Source organism: Antarcticibacterium flavum, assembly GCF_006159205.1.
Taxonomy (GTDB): Bacteria; Bacteroidota; Bacteroidia; order Flavobacteriales; family Flavobacteriaceae; genus Gillisia; species Gillisia flava.
Genome location: NZ_CP040812.1, coordinates 2,344,349 through 2,360,442, shown reverse-complemented (window position 1 = coordinate 2,360,442; position 16,094 = coordinate 2,344,349). Strand labels below are relative to the sequence as shown.

At 41.8% G+C, this 16,094-nt stretch carries 16 protein-coding genes and 2 pseudogenes; 14 read left to right on the top strand and 4 right to left on the bottom strand.

All coding sequences use genetic code 11. From position 1 onward, the window contains the following. Nucleotides 1-39 precede the first annotated feature (39 nt). The 4 genes from FHG64_RS09965 (at nucleotide 40) to FHG64_RS19805 (ending at nucleotide 3,531) form a co-directional block, all read left to right on the top strand. Entirely contained in the window at nucleotides 40-1,368 is a 1,329-nt protein-coding gene (locus FHG64_RS09965; RefSeq protein ID WP_139066261.1) for an MATE family efflux transporter, read from the top strand. A gap of 1,046 nt (nucleotides 1,369-2,414) precedes the next feature. Continuing rightward, on the top strand, nucleotides 2,415-3,182 hold the full coding sequence (locus tag FHG64_RS09960) for an enoyl-CoA hydratase/isomerase family protein (protein WP_139066260.1): 768 nt from the start codon (nucleotides 2,415-2,417) through the stop codon (nucleotides 3,180-3,182). A gap of 44 nt (nucleotides 3,183-3,226) precedes the next feature. After that, nucleotides 3,227-3,400: a hypothetical protein gene (locus FHG64_RS19195; RefSeq protein WP_168191347.1), complete on the top strand. Its 174-nt coding sequence runs from the start codon at nucleotides 3,227-3,229 to the stop codon at nucleotides 3,398-3,400. Then, a complete protein-coding gene (locus FHG64_RS19805; protein ID WP_262710262.1) occupies nucleotides 3,400-3,531 on the top strand; it encodes a hypothetical protein in 132 nt (43 codons plus the stop codon). Before FHG64_RS19195 ends, FHG64_RS19805 begins: the two co-directional genes overlap by 1 nt. Here FHG64_RS19805 and FHG64_RS09955 read toward each other — a convergent pair whose 3' ends face one another. After that, a complete protein-coding gene (locus tag FHG64_RS09955; protein ID WP_139066259.1) occupies nucleotides 3,532-4,182 on the bottom strand; it encodes a 2OG-Fe(II) oxygenase in 651 nt (216 codons plus the stop codon). A 100-nt stretch (nucleotides 4,183-4,282) separates the two neighbouring features. Here FHG64_RS09955 and FHG64_RS09950 point away from each other — a divergent pair. Continuing rightward, nucleotides 4,283-4,726, top strand: a pseudogene (locus FHG64_RS09950) (6-pyruvoyl trahydropterin synthase family protein); the annotation flags it as partial. A 172-nt stretch (nucleotides 4,727-4,898) separates the two neighbouring features. Continuing rightward, a complete protein-coding gene (locus FHG64_RS09945) occupies nucleotides 4,899-5,666 on the top strand; it encodes a UDP-2,3-diacylglucosamine diphosphatase (RefSeq protein ID WP_139066258.1) in 768 nt (255 codons plus the stop codon). A 4-nt stretch (nucleotides 5,667-5,670) separates the two neighbouring features. Here FHG64_RS09945 and recJ read toward each other — a convergent pair whose 3' ends face one another. From recJ to FHG64_RS09930, 3 genes and pseudogenes are all read right to left on the bottom strand, one after another. Further along, complete coding sequence (recJ, locus tag FHG64_RS09940; RefSeq protein ID WP_139066257.1) at nucleotides 5,671-7,365, bottom strand: single-stranded-DNA-specific exonuclease RecJ; 1,695 nt, start codon at nucleotides 7,363-7,365, stop codon at nucleotides 5,671-5,673. A gap of 5 nt (nucleotides 7,366-7,370) precedes the next feature. Further along, nucleotides 7,371-8,041 (bottom strand): annotated as a pseudogene (rsmI, locus tag FHG64_RS09935) (16S rRNA (cytidine(1402)-2'-O)-methyltransferase). Nucleotides 8,042-8,050: 9 nt separating this feature from the next. Then, nucleotides 8,051-9,007 (bottom strand): hypothetical protein, encoded by a 957-nt coding sequence (locus FHG64_RS09930; RefSeq protein ID WP_246054063.1) that lies wholly within the window; start codon nucleotides 9,005-9,007, stop codon nucleotides 8,051-8,053. Nucleotides 9,008-9,198: 191 nt separating this feature from the next. On the opposite strand from FHG64_RS09930, the gene FHG64_RS09925 reads away from it, so the two are divergent. The 8 genes from FHG64_RS09925 to FHG64_RS09890 all read left to right on the top strand — a co-directional run bounded on the left by FHG64_RS09925 (nucleotide 9,199) and on the right by FHG64_RS09890 (nucleotide 16,070). Continuing rightward, a complete protein-coding gene (locus FHG64_RS09925) occupies nucleotides 9,199-9,846 on the top strand; it encodes a thymidine kinase (protein WP_139066256.1) in 648 nt (215 codons plus the stop codon). Beyond that, a complete protein-coding gene (gene alr, locus FHG64_RS09920) occupies nucleotides 9,847-10,959 on the top strand; it encodes an alanine racemase (protein ID WP_139066255.1) in 1,113 nt (370 codons plus the stop codon). Between the two features lie 58 nt (nucleotides 10,960-11,017). Further along, nucleotides 11,018-11,455 (top strand): large conductance mechanosensitive channel protein MscL, encoded by a 438-nt coding sequence (mscL, locus tag FHG64_RS09915; RefSeq protein ID WP_139066254.1) that lies wholly within the window; start codon nucleotides 11,018-11,020, stop codon nucleotides 11,453-11,455. Continuing rightward, nucleotides 11,455-11,706 carry a hypothetical protein gene (locus tag FHG64_RS09910; protein ID WP_139066253.1) on the top strand — a complete coding sequence of 84 codons (252 nt, stop codon included), beginning with the start codon at nucleotides 11,455-11,457 and terminating at the stop codon, nucleotides 11,704-11,706. Before mscL ends, FHG64_RS09910 begins: the two co-directional genes overlap by 1 nt. Before the next feature lie 196 nt (nucleotides 11,707-11,902). Then, nucleotides 11,903-12,892: an aspartate-semialdehyde dehydrogenase gene (locus tag FHG64_RS09905; protein ID WP_139066252.1), complete on the top strand. Its 990-nt coding sequence runs from the start codon at nucleotides 11,903-11,905 to the stop codon at nucleotides 12,890-12,892. Between the two features lie 73 nt (nucleotides 12,893-12,965). Then, complete coding sequence (locus FHG64_RS09900; RefSeq protein ID WP_139066251.1) at nucleotides 12,966-13,283, top strand: hypothetical protein; 318 nt, start codon at nucleotides 12,966-12,968, stop codon at nucleotides 13,281-13,283. A gap of 79 nt (nucleotides 13,284-13,362) precedes the next feature. Continuing rightward, nucleotides 13,363-15,741, top strand: a complete 2,379-nt coding sequence (locus FHG64_RS09895; RefSeq protein ID WP_139066250.1) for a TonB-dependent receptor — start codon at nucleotides 13,363-13,365, stop codon at nucleotides 15,739-15,741. After that, a complete protein-coding gene (locus FHG64_RS09890; protein ID WP_139066249.1) occupies nucleotides 15,738-16,070 on the top strand; it encodes a hypothetical protein in 333 nt (110 codons plus the stop codon). The genes FHG64_RS09895 and FHG64_RS09890 overlap by 4 nt, the downstream gene beginning before the upstream one ends. Nucleotides 16,071-16,094: the final 24 nt, after the last annotated feature.

Below are 16,094 nucleotides of genomic sequence, written 5' to 3'. Positions count from 1 at the left end.
TATTGAAATACTAACTTTGCTTTTTTTTAATAATTAGCCTTGAGTACAGCAGTAAGTTTCAGGAATATAAACAGGATCGCAATTCCCGCAATTATAGCAGGGATAGCAGAACCTCTCATTTCCCTTACAGATATTGCGATTATTGGGAATGTACAGGAAAATCCCATTGAGGCCCTCGCTGCGGCAGGGATCGTGGGCTCTTTCCTCTCTGCTATCATCTGGATCGTGGCACAAACAAAAACTGCCATATCAGCCATTGTTTCCCAACATTTAGGAGCAAGCAGGCTTCACGCGGTTAAAACCCTTATTCCTCAGGCCATTTATTTCAACCTGGCTTTTAGTCTGGTCATATATGCCACCACTGCTTTTTTTGCTGAAGCCATCTTCCGCGCCTACAATGCAGAAGGTCTTATCCTGGACTATTCCAGGGATTACTACCGGATTAGAGCGTTAGGATACCCCCTTACCCTGGTGACCTTTGCCATATTCGGGCTTTTTCGCGGACTGCAGAACACCCTGTGGGCTATGAAATGCAGCTTAACAGGTGCTTTGGTTAATGTGGGTCTTGATTTTCTACTGGTTTACGGGATAGAAGGTTATATTCCTGCTATGCACCTCAAAGGAGCCGCTTATGCCAGCCTTGCAGCCCAACTGGTCATGCTTTTGATGGCTTTATGGTTTTTTTTCAAAAAGACACCATTTCACCTGAAATTAAGTTGGAATGTAAATCCGCAGTTACGGGGACTGTTGCTTATGGCCGCCAATTTATTTGTTCGTACAGCCGCTCTTAATTTTGCCATCTACCTGGCTAATGCTTATGCCACAGATTACGGAAGGAATTACATAGCTGCCCAAAGTATCCTTATGAACATCTGGCTGTTCTTTTCTTTTTTTATTGATGGTTATGCCAATGCCGGGAATGCTATTGGCGGCAGGCTGCTTGGAGCAAGGGATTATATGAACCTTTGGGAGTTAAGCAAAAAAATAAGCAAATATGCCGTGCTTATAGCTCTCATTCTTATGGGAATTTGTGCGCTTTTCTATAATGAGATCGGCCTTATCTTTAATAAAGAAGGAAGTGTGCTAATTCTGTTCTCATCCGTTTTCTGGCTTGTGCTTTTAATGCAGCCTGTCAATGCCATCGCTTTTATGTTTGACGGGATCTTTAAGGGTCTGGGAGAAGCTAAATACCTGCGGAATCTTTTGGTTGGTGCTACATTTCTTGGATTTGTTCCAACTCTTTTAATTGCAGATTATTTCGGCATGAAACTTCACGCCATCTGGCTCGCATTTTTTGTTTGGATGCTTATAAGGAGTAGTGCGCTGGTGATACAATTCCGAAGGAAATATTTGAAGAAGGAGGTTTGATTTTCTATGGAGGGTGATGGTTTTTTTAGCCACGAATGCACGAATATTTTTTAGTTCTTCAGTTCCTTAAAAACAACTTGACCATAAATGATTCTCTTCTTTAATTCACTGGGTTCTTTATTGTTCTGCCACTTATTTGAGATGCCCGCAGTTCTTCGAAGATTGCACCTTACCAGCACGTTAGATCCTGAAACAAGTTACCATTGACGTATTCTATTTTTCTTACATTATCCAGGCGAGTTTATAGGCATTTCATAGGACCGCTTGTTCTTTTTTCCTGCAATCCTCTCCCTCTGGTCGTCGGTTGCAAGAAAAAGAACCAAAAAAGTCTAGGCTTACGAAAGCTTCTCTAAATTTTTCATTCGGTGGCTAAATTTTAGGAACTCGCGGGCAAATCCATTCTAGCGAGGTTATTCCGTTTCGCTCAAACAGCCTAAAATTCTTAACGCCCCTCTCATTTCAAATTTTACGAGAAGTTTTCGTAGGCCGGAAAAAACCTTCAAACAAAAATATTGACTCGCATTGATGATTCTAAAACGTCAACAACTAACGCTAATAAAAAAAAAATTATCAAGGTCTCAGGATGACGTCAAATTGAAGAGGTATAAAACTCTGTGTCGTACTCCCTTTAACTCCGTGGTTAAAACCGCCACAATTATAAAGTCATTCGTGCATTCGTGGCTTTTATAACCCGCCGGATCATTAGAATCTGCCATTATTTGAGATATTAAATACCGTGTATCCCTTTCTCGTACTCCAATTAACTCCGTGGTTAAACCCGCAACTATATTAAAAAACCATTCGTGCATTCGTGGCAATTGACACGTAATAAATTTTAAATCAGCTTCTCAGAATAACGTCATTTTGAAGAGATATAAAACTCCATGGAACTCCGTGCCGCACTCCTTTATAACTCCGTGGTTAAACCCGCAACTATATTAAAAAACCATTCGTGCATTCGTGGCTAACCTTTTCTATGAGCATACCCCAAATAGAAGATTGATAATCCTCCACAATATCTTTATCTTTGAACAAAACCAACTATTATGAGTACCAACCGCGAAAACGGAAGTTTATATACCAAGATTGAAAACAGGATCGCCACTGTTGAATTTGGGCACCCAGCCAGCAATTCTTTCCCTTCTGAATTATTGGAAAGACTGGAAAAAGAGATTGACAAACTCTCTGGTGATGACAGCGTAAGTGTGATCATTTTAAGGTCAGAAGGAGAGAAAGCCTTTTGTGCCGGTGCATCTTTTGACGAATTAATGGCAATTGAGAATATGCAGCAGGGAAAAGTCTTCTTCTCTGGATTTGCAGGGGTGATTAATGCAATGAGAAGATGCAAAAAAATCATTGTGGGCCGTATCCAGGGGAAGACCGTGGGTGGAGGGGTAGGACTCGCCGCAGCCTGTGACTACGCTCTTGCTACAGAGGCCGCTGCAATAAAATTATCTGAACTTTCCATAGGAATTGGCCCTTTTGTAATTGCCCCCGCCGTAAAACGCAAAATGGGTGTGGCAGCCCTGGCAGAACTCACTCTTGCAGCGACCGACTGGAAAAATGCCTATTGGGCAAAAGAGAAAGGACTCTATGCCCGGGTTTTTGATTCCATTAAGGAGCTTGACCGCGAATTAGAGCTCTTTACCGAAAAGCTAGCATCTTATAACCCGCAGGCCCTATATGAAATGAAAAAGGTTCTTTGGGAAGGAACAGATTCCTGGGACAACCTTCTTCAGGAACGGGCAGCAATTTCAGGCGAACTGGTACTATCAGACTTTACAAGGAATGCTCTTAACAAATTCAAAAAATAGAACCGGTTGGTTTGAAAATAAGTATCTTGTAAAAAAAGCAGGTTATGAGTTTTCAAATTCAGCATTTACCACAAGATAAAGATGCCACCAGGGAACAGGAATGGGGCTATACCTTTTGGGAGTTCATTAGCGGGAATATTTGGTACCTGCTGGGTATCCTAATAGTTTTGGGAATCTTTCTCTACGCCAGGTATTATTTTAAAAGGAACAACAGGTAATGGTACAGGACGATATCCCGGTGAGTGAGAACACCTACACAATTTTTAGTTATTTAAGCGGTATGGGTCTTTGGCTCATCATTGCAGTAATACTTATCGCTGTTGTTATTTACAAGAAATTCAAAAAATAATTAGCGGGTCTTCAACCAGCCGGTAATGCTGAGACGGGTGGTTTTGACAGGTTTCACCTCGTGCTCCAGTAACTGACTCTCAAAGATCACTACCCGCCCTGGAAATGGATATATGCTTTTTGCTGTCTCCACTCCATTCTCCTCCTTGTAGATTACCAGTTCCCCGCCATTTTCCGGTGCCCAGTCCTCATCATTGAGGTAACAAACCAGGGATAGTTTTCTCCTGTCGTCGTTCTGGAAGGTATCCAGGTGTCTTTTATAAAAAGTGCCTTCGGGATACACCGCGTAATGAAATTCCTTTTGAAGGATTCCCAGGAAACAGGTTTTATTAAGGTAGGAGACAAGGGAATTTATTTTATTAAAAAAGATTCTTTCAGCTTCCCCTGCATCGGCCTCATTGATCCAAAGTATAAAATCCCCGCGAACCGCCTTTTCGATGGTCTCATTCAGTTTGTTCCCAATCGCCGCTTTTTTAAAATTATCCTCCTCGTACTTTTGAAGCAGGGATCTTCTTAAGACCTGGATCTCTTCAGCATCAAAAAAATCTTCCACGATGCAATACTGGTCTTCCAGCAATCCAGATATTATTTTTTCGTAGAGGGGGTTCTCCTGAAATTCCAATTGCTCGAACAACTCTACATTTGCATCCATAGTTTGGGTTTTAAAAGCCGGCAAATATACATAAGCAAGCTTTTGTTCCTACTGAAAGCTGACGTTAAAAATCTATTATCTTTGCAGTAAATTTAAAGTTATGAATAAGATCCGGATCACCAAACAATTCTCTTTTGAAACAGGGCACGCCCTTTATGGATACGACGGGAAATGTAAGAATGTTCACGGCCACAGCTATAAACTCAATGTTACGGTAATTGGTACTCCTATAACCGATACTTCAAATGTAAAGTACGGGATGGTGATAGATTTTGGAGACCTTAAGCGAATCGTAAAGTCTGAGATCGTGGATAAGTTTGATCACGCCACAGTGTTTAATAAAAACACGCCCCACATAGAACTCGCGAGAGAGCTGGAAAGCCGGGATCATAGTGTTATTCTTGTGGATTATCAACCTACCAGCGAGAATATGGTGGTGGATTTTGCTGAAAAGATCAAAAGGCAATTACCCGCCAATATCCAGTTATTTTCCCTTAAACTGCAGGAAACAGAAACTTCATTTGCTGAATGGTTTGCGAGTGATCAAGCCCCCCGGCATAATAAATCCCCCAACCCCGAAGGGGGAGTAAAAAGGGAGTTGAACTACTTTTTTTCAAACAAAAGAGTTTTTTACAATTCAGCAATAAATACCAGCTCCTTTTTTCCTAAAAATGTCTTTCGGAAAAAACTTTATATTTACATCACACAAGTCTTCTATGAACATCCCGCAAGGTAAAAAGATCTATTTTTCAAGCGATAATCACCTTGGTGCCCCCACTATGGAAGAAAGCAGGCCCCGGGAGGCCAGGTTCGTGAAATGGCTGGATGAGATCAGGGAAGATGCAGCGGCTATTTTTCTTTTGGGAGACCTCTTCGATTTTTGGTTTGAATATAAGCATGTGGTACCAAAAGGATTTGTTCGCACTTTGGGAAAACTTGCAGAAATTAAGGACAGCGGTATTCCGGTTTATTTTTTTGTGGGGAATCACGACCTGTGGATGAAAGATTATTTTGAGGAGGAGCTTAATATCCCCGTTTACCACCATCCCCGTGAGTTTCAATTCAACGATAAGAATTTCCTGGTTGGCCATGGGGATGGCCTGGGCCCCGGAGATAATGGTTATAAAAGAATGAAGAAGGTTTTCACAAATCCTTTTTCAAAATGGCTTTACCGCTGGTTGCATCCTGACCTTGGAGTACCTCTAGCCCAATATTTTTCAGTCAAGAACAAGATGATCTCGGGAGAGGAAGATCAGGAATTTCTGGGAGAGGAAAAGGAATGGCTTATTCAATACTGCAGGAGGAAGCTGGAAACAAAACATTATGATTACTTCATTTTTGGTCACCGCCACCTGCCACTGGAAATTAACCTCAACGATAGCTCCACGTATATCAACACGGGTGACTGGATAAGCCACTATACTTTTGCAGTCTTTGACGGGGAGAAAGCAGTGTTGAAAAAATTACATTCTTCAAGTGATTAAATGCCTAGGCACTTACATCCTTCAATTTGAGCTGCAGACTTATATTCCCGTTCCATTCATTTTCATCTATGGTATAAACAGCTTTGAAAGTACTTCCCGGCCCTATAACATTTAGTTTGGGTCCAAGATTAAACCCAATAGCATCAATAGCAGCCGGTTTATTTCCCTGTTTAAGCCTGCATTTAAGATGAAGGTCATCCCCCCCAACACATTTTCCAAACCCGCAATCCTTTAAATTCCTGGTAAGGAATACAGGCGTCATATTGCCGGGACCAAAGGGTGCAAACTGCTTTAAAATACGATGAAACTTAGGGGTAATATCCTCCAGGTCGATCTCCTCATCAATAAGGATCTCTGGCGTAAGCAACCGGCTATCAATACTCCCTGCAACCACATCTTCAAATTTTTGCTTAAAATCCTCATACTGTGATTCCAGGAGAGTAAGGCCTGCTGCATATTTATGCCCGCCAAATTGTTCAATATATTCCTTACAGGCCTCGAGGGCATCGTATACATCAAAATCCCTGACAGATCTGGCAGAGGCTGCAAGTTTTTCCCCGCTTTTGGTAAAGACCAGAGTGGGCCTGTAGTAAGTTTCAGTAAGGCGGGAGGCTACTATTCCAATCACGCCTTTATGCCAGCTCTCATTGTAGACTACTGTAGTGAACCTGTCCTGCTCCTGCAATTCCTCAATTTGGGCCAGTGCCTCCACGGTAATGACCTTATCTGTATCCCTTCTTTCTGAATTATAGGTTTCTATCTCTGCTGCAAAGGCCTTGGCAGTCTCCTCGTTTTCCTCCACCAGCAGGTTCACGGCGTGCAATCCATGTTTCATCCTTCCGGCAGCATTGATACGGGGGGCAATAATAAAAACAACATCTGTTATGGTGAGGGTTTCTTTTTTGACCTGCTCAAGTATGGCTTTAAACCCCTGTCGCGGAGCGATATTTATCACCCGTAGCCCATGATAGGCCAGGATCCTGTTCTCTCCGGTTATAGGAACAATATCGGCACCAATAGCCGTAGCAACCAGGTCGAGGTATGGAAGCAGCACATCTATAGTCTTTCCTTCCTTTTGGATCCACGCCTGCATTAATTTAAAACCAACCCCGCAACCGCACAATTCTTTATAGGGGTACTTGCAATCTTCCCGTTTTGGATCCAGGATTGCGACAGCCTTTGGTATTTCTGCTCCCGGGCGGTGATGATCACAAATTATAAAGTCGATCCCTTTCCCGGTGGCATAGGCAACTTTTTCTATAGCCTTTATCCCGCAATCCAGAGCTATGATAAGGCTCATATCATTATCTGCCGCGAAATCTATTCCTTTATAGGAGACGCCATAGCCTTCATCATAACGATCTGGTATATAAGTAGCCACATTAGGGTAAAAAGTTTTAAGCCAGGAGGAAATAAGGGCGACGCTGGTAGTACCGTCTACATCATAATCTCCATACACCAAGATATTTTCATTTGTTGCAATCGCTCTCTCTATGCGCTCTATGGCCAGGTCCATATCCTTCATAAGAAAAGGATCATGAAGATCATCCAGGCTTGGCCTGAAAAATTTCTTTGCCTCTTCAAAAGTCTCTATTCCTCTTTGTACCAAAAGAGATGCAACAGGGGCTTCCACTCCCAGGCTTGAGGCAAGTTGAGCAACTTTAAGGCTATCTGGTTTTGGTTTTAAGGTCCAGCGCATATTCATTATTTCTTCCCGCCTACCACTACTACTATTTCCCCTTTTGGAGGTTTTGCAGTATAATGTTCGAGAACCTGTGTGGCAGTACCGCGAATTGTTTCTTCATGCATTTTTGTGATCTCCCTGGAAACCGAGACAGGCCTGTCTTCCCCAAAGTATTCTACAAACTGTGATAGTGTTTTCAACAACTTATGAGGCGATTCATAGAAAATGATGGTTCGTTCTTCTTCAGCCAAAAGGTTTAATCTCGTTTGTCTTCCTTTTTTGACCGGAAGAAAGCCTTCAAAGACGAATTTATCATTTGGGAACCCGCTGTTTACCAGGGCCGGCACGAAAGCCGTAGCGCCCGGCAGGCAATCCACTTCCACCCCTGCTTCCACACAGGCACGGGTGAGTAAGAATCCAGGGTCGCTTATTGCAGGGGTACCGGCATCACTTATGAGCGCGAAAGTTTCTCCTGCCTGGATGCGGTGCACTATCCCCTCTACCGTCTTATGCTCATTATGCATATGATGGCTGTGCATTGGGGTGGAGATGTCATAATGCTTAAGAAGCTTTCCGCTGGTCCTAGTGTCCTCAGCAAGAATATGATCTACTTCCTTTAAAATACGTATAGCCCGCAGGGTTATATCCTCCAGATTTCCAATGGGGTGGGTACCAGGTAAAGTTTTGACATGAAGGATCCTTATTGGCTGAATTTATTCTCTACAAGTTCCATGAATTTGTTCTCATATTCCTCCTTACCCTGCCAGTGTTTATAATCTGGTTTCACGACGAGCTGAATGAATTTCCTGGCCTCTTCGAGGGAATTAAATGTATTGAGTTGAGAAATCACCCTGTTATAGTCGGCCGTATTTCCTTCAAACAGATGTCTTATAAAAGCAAGCCTTTCATTAAGCCCTATATTAAAACCTTTCTTAAGCCTGTCGTTAAGAGACCTTGGGCGTTCCTTTTCCTGTTGCCTTTTAACAGGTTCAAAGGAGGGCAGGTTATCATAATCCACTCCAATATCCCGGAAGTCTTTCTTCTCCTCTTTCTTCTCCTCTTTCTTCTCCTCTTGCTTTATTTCGGGATTTGGTTCCTGCTTTGGTTCCTCTTTCTTTTCCTCTTGTTGCGTCTCTTCTATTTTCTGTTCCTGCTTTGCCGGCTGCTCCTGTTTAGGCTCCTCTCTTCGTGCTTCTTCTTTTTTAGGCTCTTCCTTAACCGGTTCCGGACTATGCTTTTCTTCTTTTGGGGAAACTTTCTCCTGTGAGAAAATATCCTGTACCAAAAAGTCCAGCTTTTGGGTTTCGGGAGGCATTTGTGCAACTATATCCTTGATCTTTTCTGTATTGGGTTCGGTGATGGCATCACTGTCATTATATTCGGTTCCATCGGGTAAATAATCATCCCTTTCAGCCGAAGCTCCATTGGAATATGCCTGGAAAGGTGACGGTTGTTTGGTTTTTGAAGCTGCCTCCTTCATATGGACAGGTTCTTTTTCAGAAGAATAGGCGCCGAGGTTTTCTTCTGTAAAGGCAAGAATGGTCAATTTCTCATATATTTCCCTTGCCTGTTTTTGAAGTCCTGCAATGGAAGAATCATCGCTTTCCTGTATTTTTTTCGCCAGTTCTTTAAGTTCGGCTTTCAGTTTATTTTTCATCACAGCGTATTTTTTAATTATGGTTATTCCCCCAAAGCCTTTAATTGCGCCCTATTGAATTAACACAAACTTTATTTTTCCCGGTTCACAAATTTAAACAACCAGCCTCCTGCCGGGGTTGGAATTTTAATAAATTTGTTCCAACTTTATGCGGAAGGGGATTTTTCCTTTTCGGCACTGAAAATTACAAAATGTTTCTCGAAAATACAGTAAATCATAAAGAGCAATTTGGCTGGATTGAAGTTATATGTGGCTCAATGTTCTCCGGTAAAACCGAAGAGCTTATAAGACGCCTTAAAAGAGCCAAATTCGCCAGGCAAAAGGTAGAGATCTTTAAACCGGCCATAGATAAAAGATATCATGAGGAAATGGTGGTCTCTCATGACTCCAACGAGATACGTTCTACCCCGGTGCCGGCTGCCTCCAACATCAGGTTGCTGGCAGATGGCTGTGATGTTGTGGGAATAGACGAGGCGCAATTCTTTGATGATGAAATTGTCACTGTTTGTAACGATCTTGCAAACCGTGGGGTAAGGGTAATTGTTGCCGGCCTGGACATGGATTTCAAAGGCAATCCTTTTGGGCCAATGCCCAATTTAATGGCCACTGCAGAGTATGTGACCAAGGTACACGCTGTTTGCACCCGCACAGGCAATCTGGCACAGTTTAGTTACAGGAAATCTGTGAATGATGACCTGGTATTCCTTGGGGAGAATGAAGAATATGAACCTTTAAGCAGGGGTGCTTATTATAAGGCAATGCTTCGGGAACGGGTAAAAGCTTTCCCGGTGACTGATGCCCGGCAAATAAAACCTTCTGAAAAAGAAGAAAAAGAATAGATGTTTAAAACAGGAGAGACCATACTTGAGATTGACCTTGAAGCACTGGCACACAATTACCATCATTTAAGATCCCGGGCAGCTGCAAATGTGAAATTCATGGCTGTGGTTAAAGCTTATGCATATGGAAATGAAGCCTCTACCCTTGCCAAAAAATTATCCAGCCTGGGAGTAGATTATTTTGCCGTTGCTTATACAGATGAAGGAGTGGCTCTAAGGGAAAAGGGAATTGAAGAACCTATTCTTGTCCTGCACCCGCAATCGGCAAATTTTGAGCGCATTATTGACCATTGTTTGGAACCCAGTATCTACAGCAGGTTCGTCCTGAATGAATTTGTAAAGACGGCTACAGGTAAAGCCCAAACAGATTATCCCGTACATCTTAAACTAAATACCGGGCTTAACAGGCTGGGTTTTGCTGAGGATGATATGGAATTCCTTCTGGACACCCTGCAGCAAACCAATACGATAAAACTCAAAGGTATTTTTTCTCATCTTGCTGCAAGCGAGGACTGGAGGGAACGCGAGTTTACCCTTAAGCAGCTTGACCGGTTTAGAAAAATGACTTATCATTTAGTTGAGACCATCAAGTATAAACCGCTGTTACATCTTTGCAATACCAGCGGGATAATCAATTATCCCGAAGCTCATTTTGATATGGTGAGAAGTGGGATAGGCCTATACGGTTTTGGGAATGACCCCGAACTCGATAAACAGCTTAAGCCAATTGGAACATTAAAAACCCTCATCTCCCAGATCCACCATCTTGACAAGGGAGAGACTGTAGGATACAACCGTGCTTTTAAGGCTAAGGAGAAAATAAAGATGGCTACCCTTCCTCTTGGGCATGCAGATGGGATCAACAGGCAATACGGCAATGAAAAGGCCGGGGTGTGGGTCAATGGGAATTATGCTCCAATCATAGGCAATGTATGTATGGATATGTTAATGATAAACATTACGGGAATAGACTGTGAGGAAGGGGATGAAGTGATCATTTTTGGAGAACCACAGCATGCGACAGATTTTGCAAAAAAGGGAAATACTATTTCCTATGAACTCATCACAGGGATCTCCCAACGCGTAAAACGCAAGTTTATAAACGAGAATTAATCTTACACGAATAAATTTATGTATATTAGACTCATACTAACCCCTCACATTTCAAAAAATGTCATTTTTTAAAGATTTTAAAACCTTTCTTATGAAAGGTGATATCATAGCCCTTGCAACGGCTGTGGTAATTGGTGCTGCCTTTAATAAAATAGTCTCCTCTGTAGTTTCAGATATTATTATGCCCATTATTGGCCTGCTCACCGGGGGAGAGGATTTTTCACAAAAGTTTATTTCCCTGGATGGCAATTACTATGAGACCCTGGAAGCAGCTATTGAAGCAGAGGCTGCAATTATAACCTATGGAAATCTCATTGATGCAATAATTCACTTTATAATAGTTGGATTTTTTATATTTCTTGTACTGCGGGCCTATGAGAGAACTAAAAGAAAGAAAGAAGAAGCACCTGCCGCACCAAAAGGGCCAACTCAGGAAGAATTACTTGTTGAAATTAGAGACGAATTAAAACGACAGAACAATAGAGGAACTGTCTAATGAAGAAATTGTCAATATATTATATAGCTCTATTCTTTCCTTTACTGCTTTTGGCAGCCGTATTTCAAAAGAGTTTATTACCGGCGTGGCTATCCATTTCTCTGTTGCTCTTGTATGTTTTATTGTACAGGACATGGCTGGACGGGCAAAGATTAATTGATAAAGGTTTAATAAATAAGCAGGAAAGGTGGAAGGTCATAACCCACGGGCTGCGGGCAAAATATTTCAGGGAACTTTACCTTGATAAATAAGAAGTACGCTTACCGCTACACTACATGTTTTAACCCTAAACCCCTCGATTTTCGGGGGGTCTTTTTTTTAACAAAAAAAACAAAGGTGTTCAATTATGGACATCCCTTTAAATTTAGCTTTTAGAAGCCTATTATTATAGTTTTGGTATAATACATTTGCAAAAAAATATAGCCTTAAGGGCAAAAATAAAATAATATGAGAATAGCAGTAGTTGGAGCAACGGGAATGGTAGGTAGAGTTATCCTGCAGGTACTGGAGGAAAGGAATTTCCCTGTTTCTGAATTATTCCCTGTAGCTTCTGAAAGGTCTATAGGCACAGAGATCACATTTAATAAAAAAAATTATAAGGTAATTGGCCTGGAGGAAGCGGTGAGCTTAAAACCAGATATCGCTTTATTTTCAGCCGGAGGGGAGACATCTCTCGAATGGGCCCCAAAATTTGCAGAAGCAGGAACAACAGTGGTGGATAACTCTTCTGCCTGGAGAATGGATCCTTCAAAGAAGCTGGTGATCCCGGAGATCAATGCCTCTTTGTTATCTTCAGAAGACAAGATCATAGCAAATCCAAACTGCTCCACTATACAACTTCTTATGGCTCTAAAGCCCCTGCACGACACCTACAGGATTAAAAGGGTAGTCGTTTCCACATATCAATCCATTACCGGAACCGGGGTAAAGGCGGTACAGCAGCTCGAAAATGAGTACAGGCAGGAAAAAGGAGAAATGGCCTATCCTTACCCTATCCACAGGAATGCCATTCCCCAATGTGATGTTTTTACAGAAAATGGATACACTAAAGAAGAAATGAAACTCACCAATGAGACAAAAAAGATCCTTGGAGATGACAGTGTACAAGTAAGTGCCACGGCTATCAGGATCCCGGTTGTAGGTGGACATAGCGAATCTGTAAACATAGAGTTTGAAAGGGATTTTGAAGAAAATGACGTTCGCAGGATCCTCCAGGACTTTCCCGGGGTAACAGTACAGGACAATACAGATGTTAATACCTATCCAATGCCAATTTATGCTGAAGGCAAGGATGATGTTTTCGTAGGCCGCATTAGAAGGGACTATTCCCAACCAAACAGCCTCAACATGTGGATTGTCGCAGATAATCTTCGAAAAGGCGCAGCCACCAATGCTGTCCAAATTACAGAATACCTGGTAGGTAAGAATTTGGTGTAATTATTGTTGCACAGATGTTAAATATAGGGAACGGGACTTGGAAATGTAAGCTTGTTCCCTATTTTTGCCATTAATGAAATTATTAAGCGCCCATATAAGCGGTCTTTTAGGCCTTATAATGATTGCAGCGACGCTGTTGCCCTCGTTGCATGCGCTGGGTCATGATCTTTCTACAAACGATAATGTTCAGGAGGCAAAAGTGATTCCTGTTACTGTTGACTGTGACCTTTGTGATTTTCATTTTTCTTCTTTAGACATCCCGGGATATAATAATTTCGACACCTTTATTCCCTTTAAGGAATTTGTACATAATTTGCCGGTTAAGGCGAACGTATATACTTTACCACAAAACCTGTTTTCCTTACGGGCACCCCCTGCAGTAATAGCCTAATTTGGCTACCTAAAAGAATTCCACTCTCTTGTTTAAAGCAAGAACAAAGAGTTTCCACCTTTTATTTAATTACTGCAATATGAAGCAAACCTTTTTTGTTTTCTTAGTTTTCTTAGCCATTCCTTCGCTGAGCCTAGCCCAGGATTTTGACCTGGAAGGGGAAATAAGAGACGCGCAGAATTCTCCATTGGAAGGGGCACATGTGCACGTAGAAAACAGTTTCACCTTAACCAATGCAGGAGGTTATTTTAGGATTGCCAATTTACCACGAGGCACATACAGGATGACGGTTACTTATTTAGGTTTTAAATCTATAGACACCCTTATCACTATGGATGAGGATAAAAAAATGAATCTTCGCCTGGAGGAGGACACCTCATCATTGACAGAGGTAGTGTTAAGTTCCACGGCGAGAAGAAGCAGCTCAGAGAACAGGGAAGTTGTGTCCCAGGCGTATATACAGGAGCAGTTCACAGGCTCCCTTGCCAAGACGCTCGAAAGGTTGCCGGGGATCAATTCCAGTGAAATTGGTGCAGGTACATCCAAGCCTATTATCCGGGGACTGGGATTTAATCGAGTGGCGGTAAGTGAAAACGGAATTAAACAGGAGGGGCAGCAGTGGGGTGCAGACCATGGACTGGAGATAGATGCCTTTTCTGTAGAAAACCTGGAGGTTATAAAAGGAGTGGGGGCTATTGAGCATGGTAGTGATGCCATTGCCGGGGTAATAAAGATCATCAATGACCGTATTCCAATGGAAGGTTTTAGCGGCGAAGTGATCGCCCTGGGAAAGACAGTGAATAACACTGTTGCAGCATCCACCAACCTCGCCTACAAAAAGGATAAGTTCTTTTATAAGATAAAAGCTACGGGTAGTGAATTTGGTGATTACTCTGTACCCACAGATAATATTGTTTATTTAAATTTTAATATACCGGTATATAACCAGCGCCTCAAGAATACCGCAGGAAAAGAGGTGGATCTGTATGGGCAAATTGGTTTTATAGACCATAACTACAAAGGTACTTTAAGCCTTAGCAATGTTTTTTTTAAAGGTGGTTTCTTTCCCGGTGCACATGGGGTACCTTCAATTAACAGGGTGCAGGATGACGGGGACCAAAGGAATATAGACCTACCCTTCCAGCAGGTTAATCATTTTAAGCTTATTAATAAAAATGAATGGTTTTTTGATAAATCCTCCCTCGATGTGATCTTAGGTTTTCAAAATAATCACAGGCAGGAATGGAGCAGGTTTCACACCCACTATGCAGGCCAAACCCCACCTGCAACAAATCCCGACCTCGAACTGGATTTCAACCTGAATACTTTTGATGTCCAGGCAAAGTATACCTATAATTTTTCCCCAAACCACACCTCTGCCATTGGTATACAAACCCAGATCCAGGATAATACAATAGGGGGATATAACTTCCTTCTTCCGCAGTATTTCAGGGCTGCTACAGGAATTTACCTTACCCACGAATACCAGGCATCCAATAAAATTAAATTAAACATTGGTGGGAGATTTGATTACAGCAGTATTGCAATAGAGGAAAATTATGATGATCTCCTGTTCTCCTACCTGGTGAACCGGGGTCAAAATGAAGTTATCGCGGCCCGGTATGCTACAAGAAGTGAGGAAATAAACCGGGATTTTACCAATTTCAACCTTATGGGTGGATTTTTGTATAATATCAACAGTAATTGGGATTTTTCTGCAAACGCGGGAACTAGTTTTCGCCTTCCCACTGCCATTGAACTGGGAGCCAATGGTATTCATCACGGCTCCTTTAGACATGAACAGGGGGATGCAACCCTGGATCCTGAAAAGGGATATGTTATAGATACCAAGGTAAATTATTCAAATAATGGCTTTAAGGCTTCCGTGAGCCCATATCTCTATTATTTTGACAACTATATATTTCTAAATCCCAGCGGTGTGTTCTCTGTACTGCCACATTCTGGACAAATCTATAAATTCACTCAAAGTGAGGCTGTTTTGACGGGAGTAGAACTGGAGATTGAGAAGACCTTTTTTGAAAAATTAAGGACCCTGGCCGTCTTTGAATATTTATATAACCGGCAGGTGACCTCGAGTCGCTCGAGGAACTATCCACTTCCTTTCTCCCCACCGGTGAATGGATTTGGAGAGGCAGGTTATTTATTTATGGAAAATTCAAAAACTTTTAATAATACAGAATTTTTCATAAATACCACTTTTGCCCTTGAGCAGGATAGGATCGCGCAAACCGAAGAGATCACCCCCGGCTACATGATCTTTGGAACGGGATTAAGGACAGGTATTACTGCAGGAAAATTTAAAGCCAGTTTGAATCTCCAGGTAAGCAATCTTTTTAACACCAAATATTTTAATCATACGAATTTTTACAGGGCATTGGAAATTCCTGAAATGGGAAGGAATATCCAGCTAATGATAAAGATCCCTTTAAATAAATGATGAACAGGTTTAATTTATATATAGCATATTTTCTTCTTACGGGATTTCTCTTCCCGCAGGCGGCAAATGCTATGCATTACCTGCTCATCCCCCATTCCTCACAGGATTCCACAGGGGAGTCTTACGAGCTTGCCAGCCCGCCCTATGATTATCATACTTGTGATTACCAATTCAACAGCTTAAAATACTTTTTAAATTTTGATCAGCCTTTTGATATCCCGGCTGTTCCATTAAATAAAGAAGAAGAAAAATATTTTTATTCTATTAGTTTTATTAATGAATTAGCCTTTCATTATTCCCTTAGAGGCCCACCACTGTTTAGTGATTAGTCCAAAGAATAATGCCTATTTATA

Excerpts from the sequence above, each read along its gene's own strand:
- FHG64_RS09960 (WP_139066260.1), top strand. The coding sequence starts at position 2,415 with ATGAGTACCAACCGCGAAAACGGAAGTTTATATACCAAGATTGAAAAC.
- FHG64_RS19195 (WP_168191347.1), top strand. The coding sequence starts at position 3,227 with ATGAGTTTTCAAATTCAGCATTTACCACAAGATAAAGATGCCACCAGG.
- FHG64_RS19805 (WP_262710262.1), top strand. The coding sequence starts at position 3,400 with ATGGTACAGGACGATATCCCGGTGAGTGAGAACACCTACACAATTTTT.
- FHG64_RS09955 (WP_139066259.1), bottom strand. The coding sequence starts at position 4,182 with ATGGATGCAAATGTAGAGTTGTTCGAGCAATTGGAATTTCAGGAGAAC.
- FHG64_RS09945 (WP_139066258.1), top strand. The coding sequence starts at position 4,899 with ATGAACATCCCGCAAGGTAAAAAGATCTATTTTTCAAGCGATAATCAC.
- recJ (WP_139066257.1), bottom strand. The coding sequence starts at position 7,365 with ATGCGCTGGACCTTAAAACCAAAACCAGATAGCCTTAAAGTTGCTCAA.
- FHG64_RS09930 (WP_246054063.1), bottom strand. The coding sequence starts at position 9,007 with ATGAAAAATAAACTGAAAGCCGAACTTAAAGAACTGGCGAAAAAAATA.
- FHG64_RS09925 (WP_139066256.1), top strand. The coding sequence starts at position 9,199 with ATGTTTCTCGAAAATACAGTAAATCATAAAGAGCAATTTGGCTGGATT.
- alr (WP_139066255.1), top strand. The coding sequence starts at position 9,847 with ATGTTTAAAACAGGAGAGACCATACTTGAGATTGACCTTGAAGCACTG.
- mscL (WP_139066254.1), top strand. The coding sequence starts at position 11,018 with ATGTCATTTTTTAAAGATTTTAAAACCTTTCTTATGAAAGGTGATATC.
- FHG64_RS09910 (WP_139066253.1), top strand. The coding sequence starts at position 11,455 with ATGAAGAAATTGTCAATATATTATATAGCTCTATTCTTTCCTTTACTG.
- FHG64_RS09905 (WP_139066252.1), top strand. The coding sequence starts at position 11,903 with ATGAGAATAGCAGTAGTTGGAGCAACGGGAATGGTAGGTAGAGTTATC.
- FHG64_RS09900 (WP_139066251.1), top strand. The coding sequence starts at position 12,966 with ATGAAATTATTAAGCGCCCATATAAGCGGTCTTTTAGGCCTTATAATG.
- FHG64_RS09895 (WP_139066250.1), top strand. The coding sequence starts at position 13,363 with ATGAAGCAAACCTTTTTTGTTTTCTTAGTTTTCTTAGCCATTCCTTCG.
- FHG64_RS09890 (WP_139066249.1), top strand. The coding sequence starts at position 15,738 with ATGATGAACAGGTTTAATTTATATATAGCATATTTTCTTCTTACGGGA.